This is a genomic window from Janthinobacterium sp. GW821-FHT03C08 (assembly GCF_059420905.1).
In genome coordinates this window covers 130,514-155,628 of the sequence record NZ_JBWKUP010000007.1, presented here as the reverse complement: position 1 = coordinate 155,628, position 25,115 = coordinate 130,514, and the positions used below count along the sequence as shown (strand labels likewise).

Below are 25,115 nucleotides of genomic sequence, written 5' to 3'. Positions count from 1 at the left end.
TAACTTAGTGCAGGCGCGGGACGGCGGGCGCCGCAGGGCGGGGCGCTGCCTTGCCGCCAGTGCTCTGTTCCAGCGTGAACTGGCTGACGAGGGTTTCCAGTTCACCCGCCTGTGCATGCATGGCTGCCGCCGCCGCGGCCGCCTGCTCGACGAGGGCCGCGTTCTGCTGCGTCGTCTGGTCCATCTGCATGATGGCAGCATTGATCTGCTCGATGCCTTCGCTCTGCTCGTGGTTGGCGACGCTGATTTCCCCGACGATGGCGCTGACCCGGCCCACGCTGGCCACCACTTCATCCATCGTGGCGCCCGCCTGGCTGACCAGCTGCGCGCCCTGGCCGACCCGGCTGACGGAGTCGGCAATGAGTTCCTTGATTTCCTTCGCCGCCTGGCTGGAACGGTGCGCCAGGTTGCGCACTTCGGTGGCCACCACGGCAAAGCCGCGTCCCTGTTCGCCGGCACGCGCCGCTTCCACGGCCGCATTCAGGGCCAGGATATTCGTCTGGAAGGCGATGCCATCGATGACGGCGATGATGTCGACGATCTTGCGCGAGGACGCATTGATGGCATCCATGGTGTCGACCACCTGGGCCATGGCCGTGCCGCCGCGCTGGGCGATGGCCGATGCCGAACGGGCCAGGGTGTCGGCCTGACGCGCGTTGTCGCTGTTGCTGCGCACGGTGCCCGTCAGCTCGATCATCGACGATGCCGTCTCTTCCAGCGCGCTGGCCTGGGCCTCCGTGCGGGCGGACAGGTCGGCATTGCCGCTGGCAATCTCGCTCGACGCCACGGCGATCGTGCCCGTGCCGCTGCGCACCTGCCCCACCAGGGTGGCCAGGTTGTCGTTCATGTCGCGCAGCGCGTGCAGCAGCTGCGCCGTTTCATCCTTGCCATCGGCCGTGATCTTGCTGCTCAAGTCGCCTGCGGCCACGGCTTGCGCCACGCGCAAGGCGTAGGCGACGGGCGTGGTGATCGAGCGCGTGACCCGCCAGGCAAAGAGCACGCCCAGCAGCAAGGCGGCCGCGCCAAGGCTGGTCATCAGCACGTTTGCCGTGGAAATATTCTGGCGGATTTGCCGGCCGCCCTGGACGACGACGCCACGCTGGATGTCATTCAGGCGATTCACGGTCGCCTGCAGGCGCGTCAGGGCGGGCAGGGTATCGTCGCGCACGTGCAGGGCCGCTTGCGCGCGCTGTCCCGCGCCCAGCAGCTTGTCCGCCTCGCTGAACGACACGACATAGGCCTTGCGCTGCTGCTTCAGGGTCGCCAGCAGTTCCTTGCCTTCCGGCAGCACGACCAGGCGGTCGAGGATGGCCAGCGCATCGGTGATGGTGGCCTTGTTGGCATCGATTTCCGCATGGATGGCGCTGGCGCGGGCGGGATCTTCATGGATGAACAGTTCCAGCACGAGAGCCGCGTTCGAGCGGGTGGTGCTGCGGATGGTGGCGATGGCGTCGGCCTTGGCCCAGTCGCGTTCGATGATGGAGTCGCTGAGGGCGCCGATCTTGTCCAGCCGGAACAGGCCTGTGCCCACCAGCACCGCCATCAGCAGCAATACCACGCCAAAACCCGCACCCAGGCGCGCGCCTATCTTCATGTCCGTCAATTTCATACTGATTCCCTCGGTAGCTAATATTCTGTCTCCGCTGGTCTTGTTATGAAACGATTATACGGCCGGCGATACCTGATTTGCACCACTAATTGCCTGATAGAAATGAAAAAGCGGCACGGCGATCAAGCCGTACCGCTTTTTCTCCCGATGGAGCGCGCCGAAAAGACTCAGGCGGCGCTGGCAGCGACGTCGGCCGCTGTTGTTTTTTCGGCTTCCGTCTGCTTGATGCGGCGGTTCACGGCCGACAGCACGGCCTTGAACGAGGCGGTGACGATGTTGCTGTCGATGGCGGCACCGAACAGGGTAGGGCCGTTATCCAGGCGCAACTCGACGTAGCAGGCGGCCTTGGCATTGGCGCCGGAGCCGATGGAATGCTCGTGGTAGTCCATCAGCTTGATGTCCAGGCCCAGCGCATTGACGAAGGCATCGATGGGACCGTTGCCGCCGCCCTGCAGGGCCAGCGGCGCCTGGCGGTGCGACAGGCTGATGTCGATCTGCACGGATTCGTCGCTGCTCGTATCTTCCACCATGCGGTGCGAGGCGTAGGCGTACGGCGCCACCTGCTCCAGGTATTCCTTCTGGAAGATTTCATGGATATCCTGCGCGGCGATTTCGCGGCCCGTGGCGTCGGCCACGGCTTGCACGGCGCGCGAGAATTCGATCTGCAGGCGGCGCGGCAAGACCAGGCCGTATTCCTGTTCCAGCAGGTAGGACATGCCGCCCTTGCCGGACTGGCTGTTGACGCGGATCACGGCGTCGTAGCTGCGGCCCAGGTCGGCCGGGTCGATGGGCAAATACGGCACTTCCCAGATGGCGCCAGCTTCTTGCTTGGCGAACCCTTTCTTGATGGCATCCTGGTGCGAGCCGGAGAAGGCCGTGAAGACCAGGTCGCCCGCATACGGGTGGCGCGGGTGGACGGGCAACTGGTTGCATTCTTCCACGCATTTGCGCACGGTGTCGATGTCGGAGAAATCCAGGCCCGGGTGCACGCCTTGCGTGTACAAGTTCATCGCCAACGTCACCAGGTCGACGTTGCCCGTGCGCTCGCCATTGCCGAACAAGCAGCCTTCCACGCGGTCGGCGCCTGCCATCACGGCCAGCTCGGCCGAGGCGACGGCCGTGCCGCGGTCGTTATGCGGGTGCACGCTGATGATGATGGAATCGCGGCGCGCCAGCTTGCGCGACATCCATTCGATCTGGTCTGCGTACACGTTGGGCGTGCTGCATTCCACGGTCGACGGCAGGTTGATGATCATCTTGTTGGCGGGCGTCGGCTTCCAGATGGCGCTGACGGCGTCGCAGATATGCTTGGAGAAATCGAGTTCTGTGGTGGAGAACGATTCCGGCGTGTATTCGAAGCCCCATTCCGTTTCCGGATGCTGCGCCACCAGCTGTTTCACGAGGGTGGTGCCGGTGGTGGCGATAGTCGTGATTTCCTCGCGCGACATGCCGAACACGACCTTGCGGAACACGGGCGCCACGGAGTTGTACAGGTGGACGATGGCGCGCTTGGCGCCGACGACGGATTCCACCGTGCGGCGTATCAGTTCTTCGCGCGACTGGGTCAGCACGATGATGGTGACGTCGTCCGGGATGCGACCTTCATCGACGAGCTTGCGCACGAAGTCGAAGTCCGTCTGCGATGCCGATGGGAAACCCACTTCGATTTCCTTCAGGCCGATGGCGATCAGCATCTCGAAGAAGCGCAGCTTCTTTTCCGCGCTCATCGGCTCGATCAAGGACTGATTGCCGTCGCGCAAGTCGGTGCTCATCCAGATGGGCGGCTTGCTGATGATCTGGTTTGGCCATTGACGGTCGGTCAACTTGACGGGAGGGAAGGCGCGGTATTTGGAAGCTGGGTTCTGCAACATCATGATCGGGTACTCCTGAAGATAGGGGGAAATCAATGGTTGTGGCGCAAGCTTGCCGGGCGGCCACGCAACACTAGGCCAGGCAAGCGATCGGTAGTTTTAGCAGGCAAAGCACGGCAACGGCGCCAGCGGGGGCGGTCGCGTCAGAAATTACGGGTGCAGCGGGGGATGGTGCAAACATCATCAAACCTTCCAGGGTTCTTGAAACACGCCGGCGGATGGCCAGGCGAAGCAATGCGGCAAGCTTATGCGCGTGCTAGTAGTAGTCGCGATAGCGACAGCAGGGAAGGGGATGGATGGTTGAAGGAGGACATGCATCCAATGTAAGGGAGGTTGGGGCGGGCTGTCAAGCGTTTCCTGGCGCCGCCCTGTGTCACACGTACTGCACTTGCGCCGCCACGTCCGGCATTTCCTGCGCCATGCGCGCCAGGATGCGTTGCAGGATGGCTGCATCGCGGGGCAGGCGTGCCGCGAAGGCGGGCCAGCCGCGCAGCTCCAGCTGTTGCGGCATGTCCACCAGGCCCGTGATGGCATCGTGGAATGCATCCCAGTTCATGCCGTAGAAGGAAGGGAAGCCCAGCGCGGCGGCGAGGGCGGCATGCAAGGGGCGCGCCGAATTGATCCCGCTCAAGTCGATCGTCACGAGGGCTTGCCGGCTCACACTATCCCCTTGAGCAAGTTCTGCAGGTTTTCGCGCATGCCGGCGGCCACCGTTTCGTGGCGCTCCAGGATGGCAGTGGCGTGCTGGAACGGTGTCGGGTCGAGATACAGGCGCGGCAAGTCGGCCACGGCCACGCCGCGCGGGCCGCCGCGCAGGATCTCGTCCACATGCTTGTTGATCGAGTTGATGGCAGCCTGGATGCGCGGCGTGGAAGATGCCGCCAGGCAGGCGGCCAGCGCCGCGTCGAGTTCGGCGCGCGCGGGCGCTTGGGGCAGCACGGGCGCGGCGATCTGTTCCAGCGGCGCCATGTTGACGGCCGGCTTGCGGTAGGCCAGCAGGGTATCGAGCGCCATCAGCCGGTGTGGGCCGCCGCGTTGCAGCCAGTCAACGATTTGCGGCCACGGCGTACCCAGCAGGGCTGCCGCCACGCCCCATTGTGTTGCCACGGGCGACGCTATATTAGCCTCGATCCACGCCAGGGCGGCCGGATTGCCCGTGTAGGCGAGCAGGATGACGTTCGAGGAGCGCAGCGCGGGCGCCTGCGTGGCCAGCACGGCGGTCAGCCAGGCGAGGGCGCCGTCGGACGGATGGGCTGCCAACTGTTGTGAAAATGGAGCGCCCAGGGCGCGGCTATCGGAAAATTGATATTCTGACATGTTGGGGCAAGTAAAAAACCAGGCGCCAGTCTAGCAGCCGGGCGGGTGCGCACGAACATTGTCACTATAAACATTTAAGACGGCCTTCAGCGCCCGCGTCCGTGCTTGCGCTACAATCGGCTCTTCTTTTTACTGCCGCGTGCGGTTCTCTCCTGCCACTATGTTCCCTAAACGCCTGACCCTGCTTGCCCTGGCCGCCTTCGTGCTGGCCGGCTGCGATACCACCGCCCCGAAACCCGTCCAAGTATTGACGCCGCCCGAACCCATCGCCGTCACGCCCCGCAAGATCAAGATCGGCCTGGCGCTGGGCGGCGGCGCGGCGCGCGGCTTCGCGCACATCGGCGTGATCAAGGCGCTCGAATCGCAGGGCATCCATGCCGACATCGTCACGGGCACCAGCGCCGGCAGCGTCGTGGGCGCCCTGTATGCGGCGGGCAATTCCGGCTTCGCCCTGCAAAAAATGGCCTTCGACATGGACGAGGCGGCCATTTCCGACTGGGCCTTGCCCCTGTTCGGCAAGTCGTCCGGCGTGCTCAAGGGCGAGGCCCTGCAAAGCTATGTCAACAAGGCCGTCGGCGGCGTGCCGCTGGAAAAGCTGAAAATCCCGTTTGGCGTGGTGGCCACCGACCTGAAGAATGGCCAGCCCATCCTGTTCCAGCGCGGCAACACCGGGATGGCCGTGCGCGCCTCGTCGGCCGTGCCCGGCGTGTTCCAGCCCGTGACGATCGCCGGCCACACCTATGTCGATGGGGGCCTGGTCGCTCCCGTGCCCGTGCGCTTTGCGCGCGATATGGGCGCCGACTTCATCATCGCCGTGAATATCTCATCGCAAACGGATACGCAAAAAGCCATCAGCTCGATGGAAGTCATCATGCAGACCTTCGCCATCATGGGCCAGCGCATCAACCAGTTCGAATTGAAGGATGCGGACGTGGTGATCCAGCCCAGCCTGGGCACCATGAAGGGCAACGATTTCAACAGCCGCAACCAGGCCATCCTGGCGGGCGAGCAGGCGACCTTTGCCGTCATGGCGCAGCTCAAGCAAAAGCTGAAGGCCAAGCGCGAGCAGTAAGCGATCGCGCCGCTGCGCATTTCGTATACAATTTTGCTTCAACATAACAAGGATGCCCCATGCAATCGAAACCGGTTTTGACCCTGGATGATGTGAAGAAAATCGCTGCCGCCGCCGAAGCGGAAGCGGTCAAGAATAACTGGGCGGTCACGATCGCCATCGTCGACGACGGCGGCCACCTGCTGTGGCTGCAGCGCATGGACGGCGTGGCGCCGATTTCCTCGCACATTGCCCCGTCGAAAGCCAAGACGGCCGCGCTGGGCCGCCGCGAATCGCGTATCTATGAAGAGATGATCAACGGCGGCCGCGTGTCGTTCCTGAGCGCCCCGGAAATCGACGGCCTGCTGGAAGGCGGCGTGCCCATCGTGTTCGAAGGCCACTACGTGGGCGCCGTCGGCGTCTCGGGCGTTAAGTCTGCCGAGGACGCGCAAATCGCGAAAGCGGGCATTGCGGCCCTGACGGCCTAAGTAGTAGCCACAGTTGCAGAACCAGCCGCCCCGCGCAAGCCGGGCGGCTTTTTTCATGGGGCGCAGGTTTTATGCTGCTGCGCAAAAAAATGCCGCCCATTCCACATTTTCTTCCTTGTGGAAAAGCTTCCTTTTGGTTATAATTCAAAGGTTTAGCCAATCACACATATACCGTAGCGACTACCCATCCCCTCATTCAAAATGACCGTTGAAACGCCCTGAGTGCATGCAGCTCGGGTATCTAGGCGGTCGGTCTGACGTGGCGCAGCTACGGTAACTTTATCAGGAGTTGCCCTTGCCGCCATTTTTTTCTGGCCCTGCCGTTCCAGCCATATTAGCGCTTGCTGATGGAACGATCTTTAAAGGTTTTTCGATCGGTGCCGCCGGTCATACCACGGGCGAGGTGGTGTTCAACACCTCCATGACCGGGTATCAGGAAATCCTTACCGACCCAAGCTATTGCCGCCAGATGGTCACCCTGACCTATCCCCATATCGGCAATACGGGCGTCAATCCGGAAGACGTCGAATCTTCCAAGGTTCACGCCGCTGGCCTCATCATCCGCGATCTGCCATTGCTGGCATCCAGTTTCCGTTCCACCCTTTCCCTGTCCGACTACCTCAAAGCTGAAAATATCGTCGCCATCGCCGGCATCGATACACGCAAGCTCACGCGCATCCTGCGTGAAAAAGGTGCACAGGGCGGCGCCATTCTCGTCGGCACGCAAGGCAACGAACCGTCCGCCGCGCAAGCGCTGGAACTTGCCCGCTCCTTCCCCGGCCTGGCCGGCATGGACCTGGCCAAGGTCGTCTCGGCCAAGGCGCCGTATGAATACCGCGAAACGGAATGGACCCTGGGCGAAGGCTATGGCCAGCTGGCCGACGCGGACGCGAAATACCACGTGGTCGCCTTCGACTACGGCGTCAAGCGCAATATCCTGCGCATGCTGACGGCGCGCGGCTGCAAGGTCACCGTGCTGCCCGCGCAAGCGACGGCCGCCGACGCCCTGGCTTTGAACCCGGACGGCATCTTCCTGTCGAACGGCCCCGGCGACCCGGAACCGTGCGACTACGCCATCGCGGCGACCAAGGAGTTGATCGAAAAGGGCATCCCGACCTTCGGCATCTGCCTCGGCCACCAGATCATGGCGATCGCTTCCGGCGCGAAGACTTTGAAGATGAAGTTCGGCCACCACGGCGCCAACCACCCGGTGCAAGACCTGGAAACGAAACAGGTCCTGATCACCTCGCAAAACCACGGTTTCGCAGTGGACGCGGCAACCCTGCCCGCGAACTGCCGCGTGACCCATGAATCGCTGTTCGACGGCTCCCTGCAGGGCTTTGCCCGCACGGACAAGCCGGCCTTCTGCTTCCAGGGCCACCCTGAAGCGTCGCCGGGCCCGATGGATGTTGCTTACCTGTTTGACCGCTTCATCAACCTGATGGCTGCGGAGGAGAAAAAGAAAAATGCCTAAACGTTTAGATATCAAAAGTATTCTGATTATTGGCGCCGGCCCGATCGTCATCGGCCAGGCCTGCGAATTCGATTATTCCGGCGCGCAAGCGTGCAAGGCCCTGCGCGAAGAGGGCTACAAGGTCATTCTGGTCAACAGCAATCCTGCGACCATCATGACGGATCCGGAAATGGCCGACGTGACCTATATCGAACCGATTACCTGGTCGGTCGTCGAGCGCATCATCGCCAAGGAGCGTCCTGACGCCATCCTGCCGACGATGGGCGGCCAGACGGCGCTGAACTGCGCCCTGGACCTGTTCAACAATGGCGTGCTGGCGAAATACAACGTCGAGCTGATCGGCGCGTCGCCGGAAGCCATCGACAAGGCGGAAGACCGTTCCAAGTTCAAGGACGCGATGACCAAGATCGGCCTCGGTTCGGCCCGTTCCGGCGTGGCGCACTCGATGGAAGAATCGTGGGCCGTGCAGCGCACGCTGGGCTTCCCGACCATCATCCGTCCATCGTTCACCATGGGCGGCTCCGGCGGCGGCATCGCCTACAACGAGGAAGAATTCGAAACCATCTGCAAGCGCGGCTTGGAAGCCTCGCCGACGAAAGAGTTGCTGATCGAGGAATCCTTGCTGGGCTGGAAAGAGTACGAGATGGAAGTGGTGCGCGACAAGGCGGACAACTGCATCATCATCTGCTCGATCGAAAACCTCGACCCGATGGGCGTGCACACGGGCGACTCCATCACGGTGGCGCCAGCGCAAACGCTGACGGACAAGGAATACCAGATCATGCGCAATGCCTCGCTGGCAGTGCTGCGCGAGATCGGCGTCGACACGGGCGGTTCGAACGTGCAATTCTCGATCAACCCCGTCGATGGCCGCATGATCGTCATCGAGATGAACCCGCGCGTATCGCGTTCGTCGGCGCTGGCATCGAAAGCGACGGGCTTCCCGATCGCCAAGATCGCCGCCAAGCTGGCCGTCGGTTTCACCCTGGACGAGCTGCGCAATGAAATCACGGGCGGCGCCACGCCGGCCTCGTTCGAACCGTCGATCGATTACGTCGTCACCAAGATCCCCCGTTTCACGTTCGAGAAATTCCCGACCGCCGACCACCACCTGACGACGCAGATGAAATCCGTCGGCGAAGTGATGGCCATCGGCCGTACCTTCCAGGAATCGTTCCAGAAAGCCTTGCGCGGCCTGGAAGTGGGCGTGGACGGCATGAACGAGAAGACCAAGGACCGTGAAAAGATCGAAGAGGAACTGGGCGAACCCGGTCCCGAGCGCATCTGGTACGTGGGCGACGCGTTTGCCCAGGGCTTCACCATGGAAGAAGTGCACCAGCTGACCAAGATCGACCCATGGTTCCTGATCCAGATCAAGGAAATCGTCGACCTGGAACTGTGGCTGGACACGCAGAAGCTGGAAAACCTGGACAAGAACACCCTGTACAAGCTGAAACAGAAGGGTTTCTCGGACCGCCGCCTGGGCTTTTTGCTGCAGACGACCGACACGGCCGTGCGCCAGCAGCGCCATGCGCTGGGCATCCGTCCCGTCTACAAGCGCGTCGACACCTGCGCGGCGGAATTCTCGACCGACACGGCGTACATGTATTCCACGTACGACGAAGAGTGCGAATCGAATCCGACCGACAAGAAAAAGATCATGGTGCTGGGCGGTGGCCCGAACCGTATCGGCCAGGGTATCGAGTTTGACTATTGCTGCGTGCACGCGGCCCTCGCCATGCGCGAAGACGGCTACGAAACCATCATGGTCAATTGCAACCCAGAAACGGTTTCTACCGACTACGATACCTCGGACCGCCTGTACTTCGAATCCCTGACCCTGGAAGACGTGCTGGAAATCGTCGCCATCGAAAAACCCGTGGGCGTGATCGTGCAGTACGGCGGCCAGACGCCATTGAAGCTGGCGCTGGACCTGGAAGCGAACGGCGTGCCCATCATCGGCACCTCGCCCGACATGATCGACGCGGCCGAAGACCGCGAGCGTTTCCAGCAGATGCTGCACGCCCTGGAACTGCGCCAGCCGCCTAACCGCACGGCGCGCACGGAAGCCGACGCCCTGGCGCTGGCACAGGAAATCGGCTACCCGCTGGTCGTGCGTCCATCGTACGTGCTGGGCGGGCGCGCCATGGAAATCGTCCATGAGCAGCGCGACCTCGAGCGCTACATGCGCGAAGCCGTCAAGGTGTCGCACGATTCGCCCGTGTTGCTGGACCGCTTCCTGAACGACGCCATCGAGTGCGACGTCGATTGCATCTCCGACGGCGAAACGACGTTCATCGGCGGCGTGATGGAACACATCGAACAGGCTGGCGTCCATTCGGGCGACTCGGCTTGCTCCCTGCCGCCGTACTCGCTGGCAGCGGAAACCATTGAAGAGCTGAAACGCCAGACGGCGCTGATGGCCAAGGGCCTGAACGTGGTCGGCCTGATGAACGTGCAGTTCGCCATCCAGAAGCAGGAGATCGATGGCGAAATGAAAGACGTCGTCTTCGTGCTGGAAGTCAACCCGCGCGCCTCGCGCACCGTGCCTTTCGTGTCGAAAGCCACGGGCCTGCAACTGGCGAAGATCGCCGCCCGCTGCATGGTCGGCCAGTCGCTGGCCTCGCAGGGCATCACGCAGGAAGTCGTGCCGCCATACTTCAGCGTCAAGGAAGCCGTGTTCCCGTTCGTCAAGTTCCCGGGCGTGGACACCATCCTGGGCCCTGAAATGAAATCGACGGGCGAAGTCATGGGCGTGGGCCTGACGTTCGGCGAAGCGTTTGTGAAATCGCAACTGGGCGCCGGCGTGAACCTGCCAAAATCGGGCAAGGTCTTCATCAGCGTGAAAGCGTCGGACAAGCCGCGCGCCGTGCAAGTGGCGCGTGACCTGGTCGAGTCCGGTTTCACCGTGGTTGCCACCAAGGGCACGGCCGCCGTGATCGCTGCTGCCGGCATCGCCGTCACGCCAGTGAACAAGGTGATCGAAGGCCGTCCGCACGTGGTCGACATGATCAAGAACCATGAAATCGTGCTGGTGATCAACACCGTGGAAGAAAAGCGCAGCGCCATCGTCGATTCGCGGGCCATCCGCACGTCGGCCCTGGCCTCGCGCGTGACGACCTACACGACCATCGCCGGCGCGGAAGCGGCCGTCGAGGGCATCCGCCACCTGGACGAGTTGCGCGTGTACGATTTGCAAGGCCTGCACAAGACCTTGCACTAAGCTATTTGCAGTGACTGCCGTTAGGCGGTACACTGCAAGCTTCAACCACAGAGTTCCGTGCAGAATAGCGCGCGGCCTCTGTGGTTTTCGCTTGGTGCATCCGATAACAGTGGCAAAACACTGGCAACGGCGCCGATAACTAGTAGATAGTAGAGATAACATGACCTCAGTCCCATTGACCAAATACGGCGCAGAACTCTTGAAGGAAGAGCTGCATCATTTGAAGACCAAGGAACGCCGCATCGTCATCGATGCGATCGCCGAAGCGCGTTCGCACGGCGACCTGTCGGAAAACGCCGAATACGATGCCGCCAAGGAACGCCAGGCCTTCGTCGAAGGCCGCATCGCCGAGCTCGAAGGCAAGCTGGGCGCCGCGCAAATCATCGACCCGACGGCGCTGGACGCGGAAGGCCGCGTCGTGTTTGCCTCGACCGTGAACCTGGAAGACCTGGAATCGGGCCAGAAAGTCACGTACCAGATCGTCGGCCTCGATGAAGCCGACCTGAAAATGAACAAGGTGTCCGTGACGTCGCCGATCGCCCGCGCGCTGATCGGCAAGTACGCCGGCGACGTGGTGGAAGTGCAGGCGCCGTCCGGCCCGCGCGAATACGAAATCCTGGAAGTACTGTACATCTGATGCTGACGCGCGTGCGCATCCTCGTTGCCACCCTGTGGGCGGGCAGCCTGTGGACCATCGGCTTCATCGTGGCGCCCACCCTGTTCGGTACGCTGAGCGACCGCGTGCTGGCAGGCAACATCGCCGGCAGCATGTTCCGCGCCGAGGCGTGGCTGTCCATCGCCTGCGCGCTGGTATTGCTGGCCTTGCTGCAATGGAGCCCCGGCGCGCTGGAACTGAAGCGCCGCCGCCTGCTGGGCGCGCTGGTGCTGTCCATGCTCGTGTGCGCGCTGCTCAGCCATTTCGGCATCACGCCGCTGATGGCCGAACTCAAGGCGCAGGCGCCGTCGGGCCTCATGGACGAGGCCATGCGCAGCCGCTTCGGCCTGCTGCATGGCGTATCGACCCTGATCTTTGCCGTGCAGAGCGTGCTGGCGGGCGTATTGATCTGGAAACAACAGTAACTTGATGTAAGTAAAGTGTGCATGAAAAAAGCGGAGCAGGGGATATCCCGTGCTCCGCTTCTCGTTTCAAGCCCGGCCGCCTTGCGGTGGCCGGGTGAACAGGCTTACTTGCTGCCCAGTGCGCTTTTCTTGGCGCTCTTCTGACGTGGCTTGGCACGCTTGATGGAACCGCCTTCGGTGACGCGCTCATTGCCTTTGATCATGACTTTCGTCACGCTGGGGCGCTTGGTACCGCTGGCGCTGGCCTTGACGATGGTCACTTCGCGCATGCCTTTGCCGGCGCTGACCTTCTCCTTAACCACTTCTTTTTTCGGACGGTAGATTACCAGCAGTTTGCCAATATGTTGTACCGGGGCGGCGCCGAGATTGCCGCAAATCGTATCGTACATTCCGACGCGGGCTTCGCGGTCGTCGCCGAACACGCGGACTTTAATCAGGCCGTGCGAATCCAGGCCAAGGTCGATCTCTTTGAGGACAGCAGGTGTCAAGCCCGCTTCGCCAATGATGACGATAGGCTTCAGCGCGTGTGCTTCGGCGCGCAGTGCGCTGCGCTCTACGGGTGTAAGTTTTAGCATAATAATATTTAGTAATTCCCTTAAAAGCAGTATTCTACGCGAATGGCAAAGAAGAAATTAAACAAAAACTGGTTGCACGACCACATAAATGATCCTTATGTGAAGTTGGCGCAAAAAGAGGGCTACCGCGCCCGGGCAGCATACAAGCTGAAAGAAATCGATGAAGACGAGAAACTGATCAAACCTGGCCAGGTGATTGTCGACCTGGGCTGCACTCCTGGCAGCTGGGCCCAGTACACGCGGCGCAAGCTGGCCGGCAAGGACGGCGGCGGGGTCAATGGTACCTTGATTGGCCTGGACATGCTCGAAATGGAGCCGATCGCCGATTTCCACTTCATCCAGGGCGACTTCCGCGAGGCGCGCGTGCTGCGCCAGCTGGAAGTGGTGTTGCAGGGGCGCAAGGTCGACCTGGTCCTGTCGGACATGGCGCCCAACCTGTCGGGCATCGCCACGGCGGATGCCGCGCGCATGGAGCACCTGATCGACCTGGCCATCGAATTTTCGCAACTGCATTTGAAACCATCGGGCGTCTTGCTGGTGAAATGCTTTAAAGACATGGGTTTCAGCCAGATCGTGGAGAAATTCCGCGCCGAATTCAAGGTCGTGGTGCAGAAAAAGCCCAAGGCCAGCCGCGATAAATCCTCGGAAATCTTCCTGATGGGACGTGGAATCAAGAATCCGCTGAAAAATGCCGTGGAAGAAGACGATTCCGCCCTTGATATTTAAGGCCGAATCCGCACATGGGAACGAGAAGTGCGCTGGCGGCAATGGCGTAAAAGCCTAAATTGTTTATACTGCACTTTTTTGCGTGAACGCGGTTTTTTCGCGCGCACGGATCGGCGGGCTTTGGCACGGCCCGCTTATTGCGAGTAAAATCGTGTTTCTAGCTATAGGTAAAGAGATGCGCACTGCATCCAAGGAGTCTTCGTGAATAACATGTTTTCCAAATCTGCCATCTGGGTAGTCGTATTGCTGCTGTTGTTCATGCTGTTCAAGCAATTCGACAGTCATGGCGCCACAGGCGGCAGCAAGGCCATCGCTTATTCCGATTTGCTGGATGAAGTCAAAGCCAAGCGCGTCAAGGATGTCGTGATCGAAGGTTCGTCGATCACCGCCAAGCTGATGGACGACACCAAGGTGCGTACCACCGCCACCACCCTCGACAAGGGCCTGATCGGCGACCTGCGTGACAATGGCGTCCATTTCGACGTGCGTCCGCCCGAGGAAGCGTCATTCCTGCAAACTATTTTTGTTTCCTGGTTCCCCATGCTGCTGCTGATCGGCGTGTGGGTCTTCTTCATGCGTCAGATGCAAGGCGGCGGCAAGGGCGGGGCATTCTCGTTCGGCAAGTCGAAGGCACGCATGATGGATGAAGCCAGCAACACCGTCACCTTCGCCGACGTCGCCGGTTGCGACGAAGCGAAGGAAGAAGTCAACGAAGTGGTCGATTTCCTCAAGGACCCGAGCAAGTTCCAGAAACTGGGCGGCCGCATTCCCCGCGGCGTGCTGATGGTCGGTCCTCCGGGCACGGGTAAAACCCTGCTGGCGCGCGCCATCGCCGGCGAAGCCAAGGTGCCGTTCTTCTCGATTTCCGGTTCCGACTTCGTGGAAATGTTCGTCGGCGTGGGCGCCAGCCGTGTCCGCGACATGTTCGAAAACGCGAAAAAGCATTCGCCGTGCATCATTTTCATCGATGAGATCGACGCTGTCGGCCGCCACCGCGGTGCCGGCATGGGCGGCGGCAATGACGAGCGCGAACAGACCCTGAACCAGCTGCTGGTCGAGATGGACGGTTTTGAGGCGAACTCCGGCGTCATCGTCGTGGCCGCCACCAACCGCGCCGACGTGCTCGACAAGGCGCTGCTGCGTCCGGGCCGTTTCGACCGCCAGGTGTCCGTCGGCTTGCCCGATATCCGCGGCCGCGAACAGATCTTGAACGTGCACATGCGCAAGGTGCCTATCGGTACCGACGTGAAAGCCGATATCCTGGCCCGCGGCACCCCCGGCTTCTCGGGCGCGGACCTGGCCAACCTGGTCAACGAAGCGGCCCTGTTCGCCGCGCGCCGCAGCAAGCGCCTGGTGGAAATGATCGACTTCGAAGACGCGAAAGACAAGATCTACATGGGTCCCGAGCGTAAATCGATGATCATCCGCGAGGAAGAGCGCCGCAATACGGCTTACCATGAGTCCGGTCACGCCGTCGTCGCCAAGCTGCTGCCGAAGGCCGATCCCGTGCACAAGGTAACGATCATGCCGCGCGGCTGGGCCCTGGGCCTGACGTGGCAGCTGCCGGAACACGACAACCTGTCCGCCTACAAGGACAAGATGCTGGAAGAAATTTCCATCCTGTTCGGCGGCCGTATTGCCGAAGAGATTTTCGTGGGCCAGATGTCCACGGGCGCTTCGAACGACTTCTCGCGCGCCACCAAGCTGGCCCGCTCCATGGTGACCCGCTTCGGCATGTCCGACAGCATGGGCGTGATGGTCTACGAAGACAGCGAAAACGAAGGTTTCTTCGGTGGCGCCACGAAGACGATCTCGGAAGCGACCCAGCAAAAGGTCGACGCTGAAATCCGCAACATCCTCGACAAGCAATACGCCCTGGCGCGTACCTTGCTGGAAAGCAACCGCGACAAGGTGGAAATGATGACCAAGGCCTTGCTGGAATGGGAAACCATCGATGCAGAGCAAATCAATGACATCATGGCCGGCCTGGAGCCGCGTCCACCGAAAGTCATCCCGCCGCGCCGCAATGCGGGCGACAGCGGCACGGGCGGCATCTCGCCGAACGTGACGGCGCCAGCCTGATAGCGACCACCGCCTGATTGGTGGCGTGAAATCGAAGGGTAAGGAGCGATCCTTGCCCTTTTTCGTTGGCGCCCCAGGTTTCCTTGATGACTATAAAGTTTCAAATGCGACACTATTTGCAATTCGGCCGTTTCGGCTTCAACCTGTCGGGCGCGCAGGCGCTGGTGATGGGTATCCTCAACATCACGCCTGACTCCTTTTCCGACGCAGGCCAGTACCAGCACCTGGAATTTGCCCTGTCGCGCGCGGAGCAGATGATGCTTGACGGCGCCGACATCCTCGACATCGGCGGCGAATCGAGCCGCCCCGGCGCGCCGCCGCTGCCGCTGCGCGAGGAGCTTGCGCGCGTCATGCCCGTGCTGTACGCCTTGCGCGACTGCGGCAAGCCCCTGTCCGTCGATACCTACAAGCCCGAAGTGATGCGCGAAGCCATCCTGGCCGGCGCCGACATGATCAACGATATCAACGGTTTCCGCGCGCCGGGCGCCATCGAGGCCGTGCAGGGCAGCGATTGCGCCCTGTGCATCATGCACATGCAAAACGTGCCGGAAACCATGCAGCAGCAGCCGCAGTACGAAGACGTGGTGCGCGAAGTCATCGCCTTCCTGCGCGAACGGGTCGACACCATGGTGGCGGCCGGCATCGCCCGCGAGCGTTTGTGCGTCGATCCCGGCTTCGGTTTTGGCAAGACGGTGGAACAGAATTACGCCTTGCTGCGCGCCACGCGCCAGCTGCGCAGCGAGCTGGACTTGCCCGTGCTGGCCGGCCTGTCGCGCAAGTCCATGGTCGGCGCCGTCACGGGCCGTCCCGTCGGGCAGCGCCTGGCCGGCAGCATCGCCGGCGCCCTGGCTGCGGTAGCGCAAGGTGCAGAAATTATCCGTGTGCATGATGTCGCGGAAACCGTCGATGCCCTGAAGGTCTGGCGCATGGCGCACTGAGCCTGTAAGATTCAATATAAACAACAAAAAGAGAAAGACTATGACGCGTAAATATTTTGGTACCGATGGCATCCGTGGCCTGGTGGGCGCCGCCCCGATCACTCCCGATTTCGTCATGCGCCTCGGCTACGCTGCCGGCACGGTGCTGGCCAAGTCGCAAGGCGGCAAGGCGCATCCGACTGTGCTGATCGGCAAGGACACGCGCATTTCCGGCTACATGCTGGAAGCGGCGCTGGAAGCGGGCCTGTCGGCCGCCGGCGTGGACGTGATGCTGGCGGGGCCCATGCCGACGCCGGCCATCGCCTACCTGACGCGGGCGCTGCGCCTGTCGGCCGGCGTGGTCATTTCCGCTTCGCACAATCCCTACCAGGACAACGGCATCAAGTTCTTTTCCGGCCAGGGCACCAAGCTGCCCGACAGCGTGGAGCTGGAAATCGAGGCGGCGCTCGATGCGCCCATGGCCTGCGTGCCGTCGGACAAGCTGGGCCGCGCCAAGCGCCTCGATGACGCCCAGGGCCGTTACATCGAATTTTGCAAGAGCACCTTCCCGAACGAGCTGGACCTGCGTGGCCTGAAGATCGTCGTCGATTGCGCCCACGGCGCCGCCTACCATATCGCCCCGCACGTGTTCCATGAACTGGGCGCGGAAGTCATTGCCATCGGCAACAAGCCGGACGGCTTCAACATCAACGCGGGCTTCGGCGCCACGGCAACAAAGGCCATGGCCGAAGCCGTCGTCGAGCACGGCGCGGACCTGGGCATCGCGCTCGACGGCGACGCCGACCGCCTGATCATGTGCGACGCCACGGGCCGCCTGTATAACGGCGACGAGTTGTTGTACGTCATGGTCAAGGACCGCCTGGCGACAGGCCCCGTGGCTGGCGCCGTGGGCACCCTGATGACGAACATGGCGCTGGAAGTGCTGTTCAAGCAGCAGGGCATCGGTTTCGCCCGCGCCAAGGTGGGCGACCGCTACGTGCTGGAAGTGATGAAGGAAAAGGGCTGGATACTGGGCGGCGAAGGTTCCGGCCATCTGCTGTGCCTGGACAGGCACACGACGGGCGACGGCATCGTCTCCGCGCTGCAGGTGTTGTCCGCGCTCAAGCGCAGTGGCCAGAGCCTGCAGCAATGCCTGGCCGAACTGGTGCTGTTCCCGCAGACCCTGATCAACCTGCGCGTGGCGCCCGGTTTCGACTGGCAGAAGAACGCCGCCATGGTGGCCGAGAAGGAAAAAGTCGAGGCCGAGCTGGGCGACACGGGCCGCGTGCTGATCCGCGCTTCGGGCACCGAACCGTTGATCCGCGTGATGGTGGAAGCGAAGGACAAGGAGAAGGCCGAGAGCATGGCGCGCCGCATCGCCGATAAGGTTGCCGCCTGAAAAGGGCCACGGCGGCCTTGCCCGCCTTGCCCTGAACGTTTTCAGCAAGCCTCTTCAAGCAGACGCGATAGTTATTTCCATCTAATTCGCCTGGGGCAATTGACGAAATTGGGTGGGGGCGTTATTATCTTGTCTTCGGAGTGTGGCGCAGCCCGGTAGCGCACCTGGTTTGGGACCAGGGGGTCCAAGGTTCGAATCCTTGTACTCCGACCAAAGTCATAAGCGGGCTGTCAGAGATGACAGCCCGTTTTCTATTCCGCGCAGCCATTTCATTGCTGACGCGCATGGATTAAAATACTGCACCTTTCCGCCCATCGTTCAACGGATAGGACAACGGTCTTCTAAACCGTGAATGGGGGTTCGATTCCCTCTGGGCGGACCAGTTTCATACTGGCCATTTCCCTGCGTGCCGCTTCACGGCTGCGCAAACAATACCTCACTCAGCAAATACAGCAGCGGCGGCGCGCGCAACAGCGCGGACCATAGCGGCCGCATTCTCTTGCGCGCCAGCTGCGTCAGACGCAGCCGTTCGCGCACGGGCAGTCGCGTGCGCGTCTGGAATGGTGGCTTGTGCATGCATGCTCTCCCGCATGATCGATGATGTTATCGAGCATAGCGGGAGAGGTATCAATGCGCCGTAAAAAGAAGGCGTCGCGGCGTCTATGCGCCGTAAAAATGGCTGGCGCCGTCAGCGCGCCGTGCCTGTCACGACGGGCGGCGCCGCGCCATCCAGCCCAGCAAGCCCAGGCCGGCCAGCAGCATGGCATAGGTTTCAGGTTCCGGCACGGCGGAAGTGAAGGCCCTGTAGTTGCTCAGGTCCTTGGGCAGGCCCGCCACCGTGAAGGTGCTGCCGGCAGCCACGGGCGTGGCCCAGTGGAATACCAGCTCGCCCTGGCCGAAGTGGATGGCCAGGTAGTCATAGGCGGCCGCGCTCGTATAGGAGTTGACGCCCCCGCTCAGGCCGGCCGTGGTGCCGGCGGTGCAGCCCGAGGTGGGATTGTCGCAAAACGAGACGGCGGCGCCCAGGCTGGTGCCGAACACGCCATTGATATAGCCCTGGATGTCGGAGGGACTCTGCGGCACCAGATTATCGTCATAATACTTTACCTGCAGCGCCGGCGATGGCGAGTAGGTCACGGTGCTGCCGGCGATGACGAAACCGCTGGCCGGTCCCACGTCCACCCACGTGGCCGCTTGCGCCGTGCCGGCCAGGACGGCTATTGCTGCCAGCATGGATGTCTTGAGTGTAATGCTCTTGATGTTTTTCATGGAAATCCCCTTGTGCTTGAGACAGTCGCTTCATTGCGTCGGGACGCATCCCTGCATGCCGGGGAGGTCATCCCATTGCCAGTTTGCTGCGCGTAGTGAGTACGCATATGCAAGCTTAGTCTTGATATAAATTAATACAATTTAAATAATGCTATTGGCAAAGTTGATAACATCGCATACGGCTATGTCCGATTGAGCCGGCGAGGCGGGGTAGGGGGCGTGGCTATCCGCGCCGGGCCGTGCCGGCGGCTGTCTGTAGCGCAGGGGAGGGGGTCAGTCGCTGTTGTTGCCGACGCCGAACAGGCGATCCTTGGCGTTGAGCAATTTCTGTACCTTGGCACCCATTTTCATCAACTGCGCCATCGATTCGGGCGACAGGCGCTGCAAGTCGTCGAACCAGGTATTGGCCAGGTCAACCAGTTCATACATTTCACGCATGCGCTCCTGCGCGTACTGGTCCACGGCTTCCGTGGCCGGCGCCAGCAGCGATTCGCGCAGCACCGTCAGGGTGGGCGCCACTTCGCGGCGGCGCCGCTCGGCGGCCACCACGCGGAAGATTTGCCAGACATCGCCCAGCGAGGAAAAATACTCGCGCCGGTCGCCGGGAATGCGCGACTGGCGGATCAGGCCCCAGCCCTGCAATTCCTTCAGGCCGATGCTCACGTTCGAGCGCGAAAAACTCAGGTGCTCCGCAATTTCATCCGCGTGCAGGGGATGCTCGGCGACAAACAGCAGCGCGTACACTTGGCCCACGGTGCGGTTGAAGCCCCAGCGACTGCCCATCTCGCCAAAATGGCTGACGAAGGTCAGGATCAGCGGCGTCATTTGGATATTTTGAGTTTTCATAAGTGTTTGGATTTTTTCACGGCATACTGGCCGGGTCAATTGATATATGTCATGTTTCGCAGTATTATACAAAAAATCGAATTTACAGAAAATTCTGAAAACTCAAGAAGTATAAAATATGTCGACTGCCCCCTTGTCCTTGCCCCGCTTTGTCCTTCCCCGTATTGCCAGCCTGGTGCAGGGGAGCGCCGCCTTGCTGTGGCTGCCCCAGGCGGCCTTGCTGGCACGGGCTGTGCAAGCCATGTTCGATGGCGCCGGCTGGCGCGCCGCGCTGGCGCCGGCGGCCGGCGTGTTGCTGCTGGGCGTGCTCAGGGCCGCGGCCGAGGCGTGGGGCGCGCGGCGCATGTACGGCGCGGCGCGCGCCCACCTGTCGACCCTGCGCGCGCATGTGGCGCAGGCGCTGGCCCGCCGTTCGCCGCTGGACCGCCAGCGCGCCCAGTCGGGCCAGGCGGCCAGCGTCATGGCCGAGCAGGCCGAGGCCATCGTGCCCTACCTGGTGCGCTACCGGCCGGCGCGCTGGAAGGTGCTGCTCGTGCCGCTCGTCATCCTCGCCGTGGTGGCGCCCCTGTCGTGGATCGCCGCCCTGATCCTGCTCATCGCCGCACCGCTGATTCCCGTCTTCATGGCCCTCGTGGGCATGGGCGCGCAGGCGGCCAGCCGCGCGCAGATGGTGGAAATGGGCAGCATGAACGCCTTTCTGCTGGACCGCCTGCGCGGCCTGGCCACCCTGCGCGCGCTGGGCGCCGTCGACGCCACGGCCGAACGGCTCGCTGCCTCGTCGCAATCCGTGCGCCGGCGCACGATGGTGGTCTTGCGCATCGCCTTTTTATCGTCCGCCGTGCTGGAACTGTTTTCCGCCCTTGGTGTCGCCATGGTGGCCGCCTACATCGGTTTTTCCCTCCTGGGCAGCATTCATTTCGGCACCTGGGGCAGGGAGCTGAGCCTGGGGCAAGGCCTGTTCATCCTGCTGCTGGCGCCCGCCTTCTTCGAGCCGCTGCGCGAACTGGCCGCCGTCTGGCACGACAAGGCGGCCGGCGAAGCGGGCCTGGCCGGCCTGCACGACCTGGCGGCCGATGGCGTGCCGCTGCCCGGCGCCCAGGTGGCTGTCGCCGCCGTTTCCGCCGCCGCCATGGCTGTGGCAGCGGCGCCTGGCATTGACATTCATCAATTATCGTTTGCCCATCCCGGCGAGGCGCCCGTGTTCGACGGCTTCGACCTGCATGTGCGTCCCGGCGAACACGTGGCCCTGCTGGGCGCCAGCGGCGCGGGCAAGACCACCTTGTTATCCTTGCTGGCCGGCCTGCTGCCTGCCGGCGGCGGCGAGATCCGCATCGGCGGCGTGCGCCTGAACGATGCCAGCGTGAACACCTTGCGCCAGCGCATGGCGTGGATGGGCCAGCGGCCCCACGTGTTTGCCGCTTCCGTCAGCCAGAACGTGACCCTGGGCCGCGCGGACGCCAGCACCGCGCAAGTCACGCAGGCGCTGCACCTGGCCGACCTGGCACAGGTGGCGCAGGCGCAGCCGGCCGTCATGCTCAGCGACGGGGGGCAGGGTTTGTCGGGCGGCGAAGCCGTGCGCCTGGCCCTGGCCCGCGTGGCCCTGCATCCGCATGCGGACGTGCTGCTCGTCGATGAGCCGACTGCCCACCTGGACAGCGAAACGGCGGCCCGCGTGACGGATGCCCTGCTGGCCCTGGCGCAAGGCAAGACGATGCTTGTCGCCACGCACGACCCCGTGCTGGCCGGCCGCCTGCAGCGCACCGTGCTGGTCGATGCCCGGGCGCAGTCACAGGAGTTGCGCGCATGAACAATTCACGGCTACTCAATCCCGTCCTGCGCCAGTTGCTGCTGGCCCAACCCGGCAAGCTGATCGCGGGCGCCGTGCTGGCGGCCCTGACGGCGGTGGCCGGCATGGCCTTGCTGGGCCTGTCCGGCTGGTTCATCACGGCCACCTCGGTTGCCGGCCTGCACGCCTCGACGGCCATCGTCTTCGACGTATTCGGACCATCGGCCGGCATCCGCCTGCTGGCCATCGGCCGCACGGGTTCGCGCTACGCGGAGCGCCTCGTCACGCACGACGCCACGTTTGCCGCGCTGGCGCATATCCGCGTGCAGCTGTTCCGTGGCTGGTCGCGTCCCGAGGCGGCCAGCCGCCTGCTGCGCCAGCCCGCCAAGCTGCTGTTCCGCCTGACGGCCGACATCGACGCCCTCGAATCGCTGTATCTGCGCCTGCTGGTGCCCGCCTTCACGGCCCTGTGCGCGGCCCTGCTGGCGGGCGTGGCGCTGGGCGTCATGCGGTGGCAGCTGGGTGTCGGCGTGGCCGCATGGCTGCTGGCCGCCGGCGGCGGCATCGGCTGGCTGGTGGCCCGCCGCGCGCGCCGCCCCGCCATCGTGCGCTCGCGCGCCATCGAAAAATTGCGCTCCGGCACCATCGACCTGGTGGCGGGCCAGACGGACCTGGTGATGGCCGGACGCATCGATGCCCAGTGCGCCGCGCTGGCGCAGATAGACCGCTCGCTGGCGTACGCCGATGTTGCCCTGCAGCGCCTGGAAACGTCCGCCGGCGCCGCGTATGGCGTGGCCGGCAGCGCGCTACTTTCCGGCGTGCTGCTGGCCGTGGCCGCGCTGGTGCAGCAGCAGGCGCTGGACGTGCCGCTGGCCGCGCTGGCCCTGCTGGTCGCCCTGACGGCCGTGGAACCGTTTGCGGGACTGCGCCGCGGCGCACTGGAAGCGGGACGCATGCTGCTGGCCATGCGCCGCCTGGCGCCGCGCCTGGACCGGCAAGACCTTGCCGCGCCGCCCGTAGACGCGGCGCCGGGCCTGCATCTGGAACATGTCAGCGCCGCGCATGCGGGCAGCCGGCTGGCCATCCTGCACGATATCTCCCTGCATATCGGCGCCGGCGAGCGCGTGGCCTTGATCGGTCCCAGCGGCGCGGGCAAGTCCACCTTGCTGGCCATTGCCGCGCGCGAGCTGGCGCCGCTGGCGGGCACGGTCCATGCGGGGCGCGCCTGCCTGTTTACCCAGCGTACCGAATTATTCCAGGACAGCGTGCGCGACAACCTGCGCCTGGCCGACCCGTCCGCCAGCGACGCGCGCCTGTGGCAGGCGCTGCACGCGGCCGGCCTGGAGGACGAGGTGCGGGCCTTCGCGGGCGGCCTCGACACTATGCTGGGCGAGGGCGGCCTGGGCCTGTCGGGCGGGCAGGCGCGGCGCCTGGCGCTGGCGCGCCTGTTCCTGCATGAATCAGATTTATGGCTGCTGGACGAGGCCACCGAGGCGCTCAATGCACGGACGGCGGTCGATGTCCTGCAGCGCCTGCGCGCGCGCAGCGAAGGGCGCAGCTTGCTGATCGCAACCCACTTGCGGCGCGAAGCGGCGCTGGCGGACCGGCTGGTGAGCCTGCGCGACGGCCGCATCGTGGGCGACGCGCGGCGCGGCACCGCGGCCTTCGAGGCGGCGTTGGCCGGCTTGCGCAACGATTGAAGAATAGAGGAGACGCAGGCGGCGCTGCCTGACAACTTTACAACACCGGCGCCAATCGAACAGCATCAGATAGATACCAAGTTTACAATTACAGCAGGGAAACACCAAGGAAATCATATGGACTTCGATATTGTCGCTTTATCCAGACTGCAGTTTGCGCTGACAGCTCTGTACCACTTTATATTTGTTCCGCTGACGCTGGGCCTGTCAGTGATCCTCGCCATCATGGAGACGGTCTACGTGATGACCAACCGACCCATCTGGCGCGACATGACCAAGTTCTGGGGTGTCTTGTTCGGCATCAACTTTGCCATGGGCGTGGCGACGGGCATCGTCATGGAATTCCAGTTCGGCATGAACTGGAGCTACTACAGCCATTATGTGGGCGACATTTTCGGCGCGCCGCTGGCCATCGAAGGCTTGATGGCCTTCTTCCTGGAGGCGACCTTCGTCGGCCTGTTCTTCTTCGGCTGGGACAAGCTGTCGAAGCGGGGCCACCTGGTGACCACCTGGCTGGTGGCCATCGGCTCGAACTTCTCGGCCCTGTGGATCCTGATCGCCAACGGCTGGATGCAAAATCCCGTCGGCGCGGCCTTCAACCCGCAGACCATGCGCATGGAAGTGAGCGATTTCGGTGCCGTGCTGACCAATCCCGTGGCACAGGCAAAATTCGTGCACACGGTATCGGCCGGCTATACGGCGGCGGCGGTGTTCGTGCTGGGGATTTCCGCCTGGTATTTGCTGAAAGGCCGCCACGTGCAGCTGGCCAAGCGCTCGATGACGGTGGCCGCCTCGTTCGGCCTGGCCGCCTCGCTGTCGGTGGTGGTGCTGGGCGATGAAAGCGGCTACCTGTCGTCGGAACACCAGAAGATGAAGCTGGCCGCCATCGAAGCCATGTGGACCACGGAGCCGGCCCCGGCCGCCTTCACGGCCTTCGGTTTTCCCGACGCTAAAGCGCGCGAGACGCATTACGCCGTGCACATCCCCATGGTGATGGGCTTGATCGGCACGCGCTCGTTGACGACGGAAATCCCCGGCATCGAGCAATTGGTCGACCGCGGCGAGCTGCTGATCCAGGACGGCATCAAGGCCTACGACGCGCTGCAGACCATCCGCAGCGTGGCGCCGGGCAGCCCCGTGCCGCAAGAGGCGAAGGACGTGTTCGAGTCGAAAGGCCAGTCCATGGGCTATGCCCTGCTGCTGAAACGCTATGTCGACGATCCGCGCCAGGCCACGCCCGAGCAGATCCGCAAGGCCGCGCTCGATACCGTGCCGCCCGTGGCGCCCCTGTTCTGGTCCTTCCGCGTGATGGTGGGCCTGGGCATGTTCTTCATCTTGCTGATGGGTACCTTCTTCGTGCTGTCGACGCGCCGCACGCTGGACAAGCACCGCTGGCTGCTGAAGCTGGCCGTGTTCGCCATTCCGCTGCCGTGGGTGGCCATCGAGGCGGGCTGGATCGTGGCCGAAGTGGGCCGCCAGCCGTGGGTCATCGAAGGCGTGCTGCCGACGGCCGTGGCCGTGTCCAACCTGGGCGCGACAACCCTCTTGATCACCATCGCCGGCTTTGCCGCCATCTATACCGTGCTGTTGATTATCGAAATGAAGCTGCTGCTCAAGGCCATCCGCAAGGGGCCGCAAGAGACGGCGCCGGCCCCCGTGCCTGCGTCCCCGGCCATTCGTACCCAACACGCCTAAGGAGGGC

General features: G+C 63.2%; 21 protein-coding genes and 2 tRNA genes. 15 read left to right on the top strand and 8 right to left on the bottom strand.

The features are described 5' to 3' along the window. Positions 1-4: 4 nt before the first annotated feature. From AC07VL_RS11645 to AC07VL_RS11630, 4 genes are all read right to left on the bottom strand, one after another. Positions 5-1,609: a methyl-accepting chemotaxis protein gene (locus AC07VL_RS11645; RefSeq protein ID WP_494805978.1), complete on the bottom strand. Its 1,605-nt coding sequence runs from the start codon at positions 1,607-1,609 to the stop codon at positions 5-7. Between the two features lie 167 nt (positions 1,610-1,776). After that, positions 1,777-3,483 (bottom strand): 2-isopropylmalate synthase, encoded by a 1,707-nt coding sequence (gene leuA, locus AC07VL_RS11640; protein WP_494805977.1) that lies wholly within the window; start codon positions 3,481-3,483, stop codon positions 1,777-1,779. Positions 3,484-3,853: 370 nt separating this feature from the next. Continuing rightward, positions 3,854-4,141, bottom strand: coding sequence for a barstar family protein (locus AC07VL_RS11635; protein ID WP_494805976.1), 288 nt, complete (start codon positions 4,139-4,141; stop codon positions 3,854-3,856). After that, entirely contained in the window at positions 4,138-4,797 is a 660-nt protein-coding gene (locus AC07VL_RS11630) for a hypothetical protein (RefSeq protein WP_494805975.1), read from the bottom strand. Before AC07VL_RS11630 ends, AC07VL_RS11635 begins: the two co-directional genes overlap by 4 nt. Before the next feature lie 160 nt (positions 4,798-4,957). Between AC07VL_RS11630 and AC07VL_RS11625 the strand changes: the two genes are divergently transcribed. The 6 genes from AC07VL_RS11625 (at position 4,958) to AC07VL_RS11600 (ending at position 12,113) form a co-directional block, all read left to right on the top strand. Further along, on the top strand, positions 4,958-5,869 hold the full coding sequence (locus AC07VL_RS11625) for a patatin-like phospholipase family protein (RefSeq protein WP_494805974.1): 912 nt from the start codon (positions 4,958-4,960) through the stop codon (positions 5,867-5,869). Between the two features lie 59 nt (positions 5,870-5,928). Beyond that, a complete protein-coding gene (locus AC07VL_RS11620) occupies positions 5,929-6,336 on the top strand; it encodes a GlcG/HbpS family heme-binding protein (RefSeq protein WP_494805973.1) in 408 nt (135 codons plus the stop codon). 295 nt (positions 6,337-6,631) lie between these two features. After that, positions 6,632-7,810, top strand: coding sequence for a glutamine-hydrolyzing carbamoyl-phosphate synthase small subunit (gene carA, locus AC07VL_RS11615; protein WP_494805972.1), 1,179 nt, complete (start codon positions 6,632-6,634; stop codon positions 7,808-7,810). Continuing rightward, positions 7,803-11,033 (top strand): carbamoyl-phosphate synthase large subunit, encoded by a 3,231-nt coding sequence (carB, locus tag AC07VL_RS11610; protein ID WP_290604780.1) that lies wholly within the window; start codon positions 7,803-7,805, stop codon positions 11,031-11,033. Before carA ends, carB begins: the two co-directional genes overlap by 8 nt. A gap of 160 nt (positions 11,034-11,193) precedes the next feature. Beyond that, a complete protein-coding gene (gene greA / locus AC07VL_RS11605) occupies positions 11,194-11,670 on the top strand; it encodes a transcription elongation factor GreA (protein WP_034757428.1) in 477 nt (158 codons plus the stop codon). Next, complete coding sequence (locus tag AC07VL_RS11600; RefSeq protein WP_494805971.1) at positions 11,670-12,113, top strand: DUF4149 domain-containing protein; 444 nt, start codon at positions 11,670-11,672, stop codon at positions 12,111-12,113. The genes greA and AC07VL_RS11600 overlap by 1 nt, the downstream gene beginning before the upstream one ends. 104 nt (positions 12,114-12,217) lie before the next feature. Here AC07VL_RS11600 and AC07VL_RS11595 read toward each other — a convergent pair whose 3' ends face one another. Next, on the bottom strand, positions 12,218-12,688 hold the full coding sequence (locus tag AC07VL_RS11595; protein ID WP_010397237.1) for a YhbY family RNA-binding protein: 471 nt from the start codon (positions 12,686-12,688) through the stop codon (positions 12,218-12,220). A gap of 42 nt (positions 12,689-12,730) precedes the next feature. Between AC07VL_RS11595 and AC07VL_RS11590 the strand changes: the two genes are divergently transcribed. The 6 genes from AC07VL_RS11590 (at position 12,731) to AC07VL_RS11565 (ending at position 18,194) form a co-directional block, all read left to right on the top strand. After that, positions 12,731-13,414 (top strand): RlmE family RNA methyltransferase, encoded by a 684-nt coding sequence (locus AC07VL_RS11590; RefSeq protein ID WP_034757436.1) that lies wholly within the window; start codon positions 12,731-12,733, stop codon positions 13,412-13,414. Positions 13,415-13,615: 201 nt separating this feature from the next. Next, entirely contained in the window at positions 13,616-15,496 is a 1,881-nt protein-coding gene (gene ftsH / locus AC07VL_RS11585; RefSeq protein WP_290604777.1) for an ATP-dependent zinc metalloprotease FtsH, read from the top strand. A 104-nt stretch (positions 15,497-15,600) separates the two neighbouring features. After that, positions 15,601-16,434 carry a dihydropteroate synthase gene (gene folP, locus AC07VL_RS11580; RefSeq protein ID WP_494805970.1) on the top strand — a complete coding sequence of 278 codons (834 nt, stop codon included), beginning with the start codon at positions 15,601-15,603 and terminating at the stop codon, positions 16,432-16,434. A gap of 40 nt (positions 16,435-16,474) precedes the next feature. After that, positions 16,475-17,812: a phosphoglucosamine mutase gene (gene glmM / locus AC07VL_RS11575; RefSeq protein ID WP_494805969.1), complete on the top strand. Its 1,338-nt coding sequence runs from the start codon at positions 16,475-16,477 to the stop codon at positions 17,810-17,812. Positions 17,813-17,948: 136 nt separating this feature from the next. Next, positions 17,949-18,025 (top strand) — tRNA-Pro (locus AC07VL_RS11570). A gap of 94 nt (positions 18,026-18,119) precedes the next feature. Next, positions 18,120-18,194: transfer RNA gene (locus AC07VL_RS11565), tRNA-Arg, on the top strand. 32 nt (positions 18,195-18,226) lie between these two features. On the opposite strand, the gene AC07VL_RS11560 is transcribed toward AC07VL_RS11565, so the two are convergent. From AC07VL_RS11560 to AC07VL_RS11550, 3 genes are all read right to left on the bottom strand, one after another. After that, positions 18,227-18,388, bottom strand: coding sequence for a hypothetical protein (locus tag AC07VL_RS11560; RefSeq protein ID WP_494805968.1), 162 nt, complete (start codon positions 18,386-18,388; stop codon positions 18,227-18,229). A 129-nt stretch (positions 18,389-18,517) separates the two neighbouring features. Next, a complete protein-coding gene (locus tag AC07VL_RS11555; RefSeq protein WP_494805967.1) occupies positions 18,518-19,081 on the bottom strand; it encodes a PEP-CTERM sorting domain-containing protein in 564 nt (187 codons plus the stop codon). Positions 19,082-19,354: 273 nt separating this feature from the next. Then, positions 19,355-19,906, bottom strand: coding sequence for a GbsR/MarR family transcriptional regulator (locus AC07VL_RS11550; protein ID WP_494805966.1), 552 nt, complete (start codon positions 19,904-19,906; stop codon positions 19,355-19,357). Between the two features lie 139 nt (positions 19,907-20,045). On the opposite strand from AC07VL_RS11550, the gene cydD reads away from it, so the two are divergent. The 3 genes from cydD (at position 20,046) to AC07VL_RS11535 (ending at position 25,108) form a co-directional block, all read left to right on the top strand. Next, complete coding sequence (cydD, locus tag AC07VL_RS11545; protein WP_494805965.1) at positions 20,046-21,734, top strand: thiol reductant ABC exporter subunit CydD; 1,689 nt, start codon at positions 20,046-20,048, stop codon at positions 21,732-21,734. Beyond that, positions 21,731-23,413, top strand: coding sequence for an amino acid ABC transporter ATP-binding/permease protein (locus AC07VL_RS11540; protein ID WP_494805964.1), 1,683 nt, complete (start codon positions 21,731-21,733; stop codon positions 23,411-23,413). The genes cydD and AC07VL_RS11540 overlap by 4 nt, the downstream gene beginning before the upstream one ends. A gap of 117 nt (positions 23,414-23,530) precedes the next feature. Then, positions 23,531-25,108 (top strand): cytochrome ubiquinol oxidase subunit I, encoded by a 1,578-nt coding sequence (locus AC07VL_RS11535; RefSeq protein WP_494805963.1) that lies wholly within the window; start codon positions 23,531-23,533, stop codon positions 25,106-25,108. Positions 25,109-25,115 lie beyond the last annotated feature (7 nt).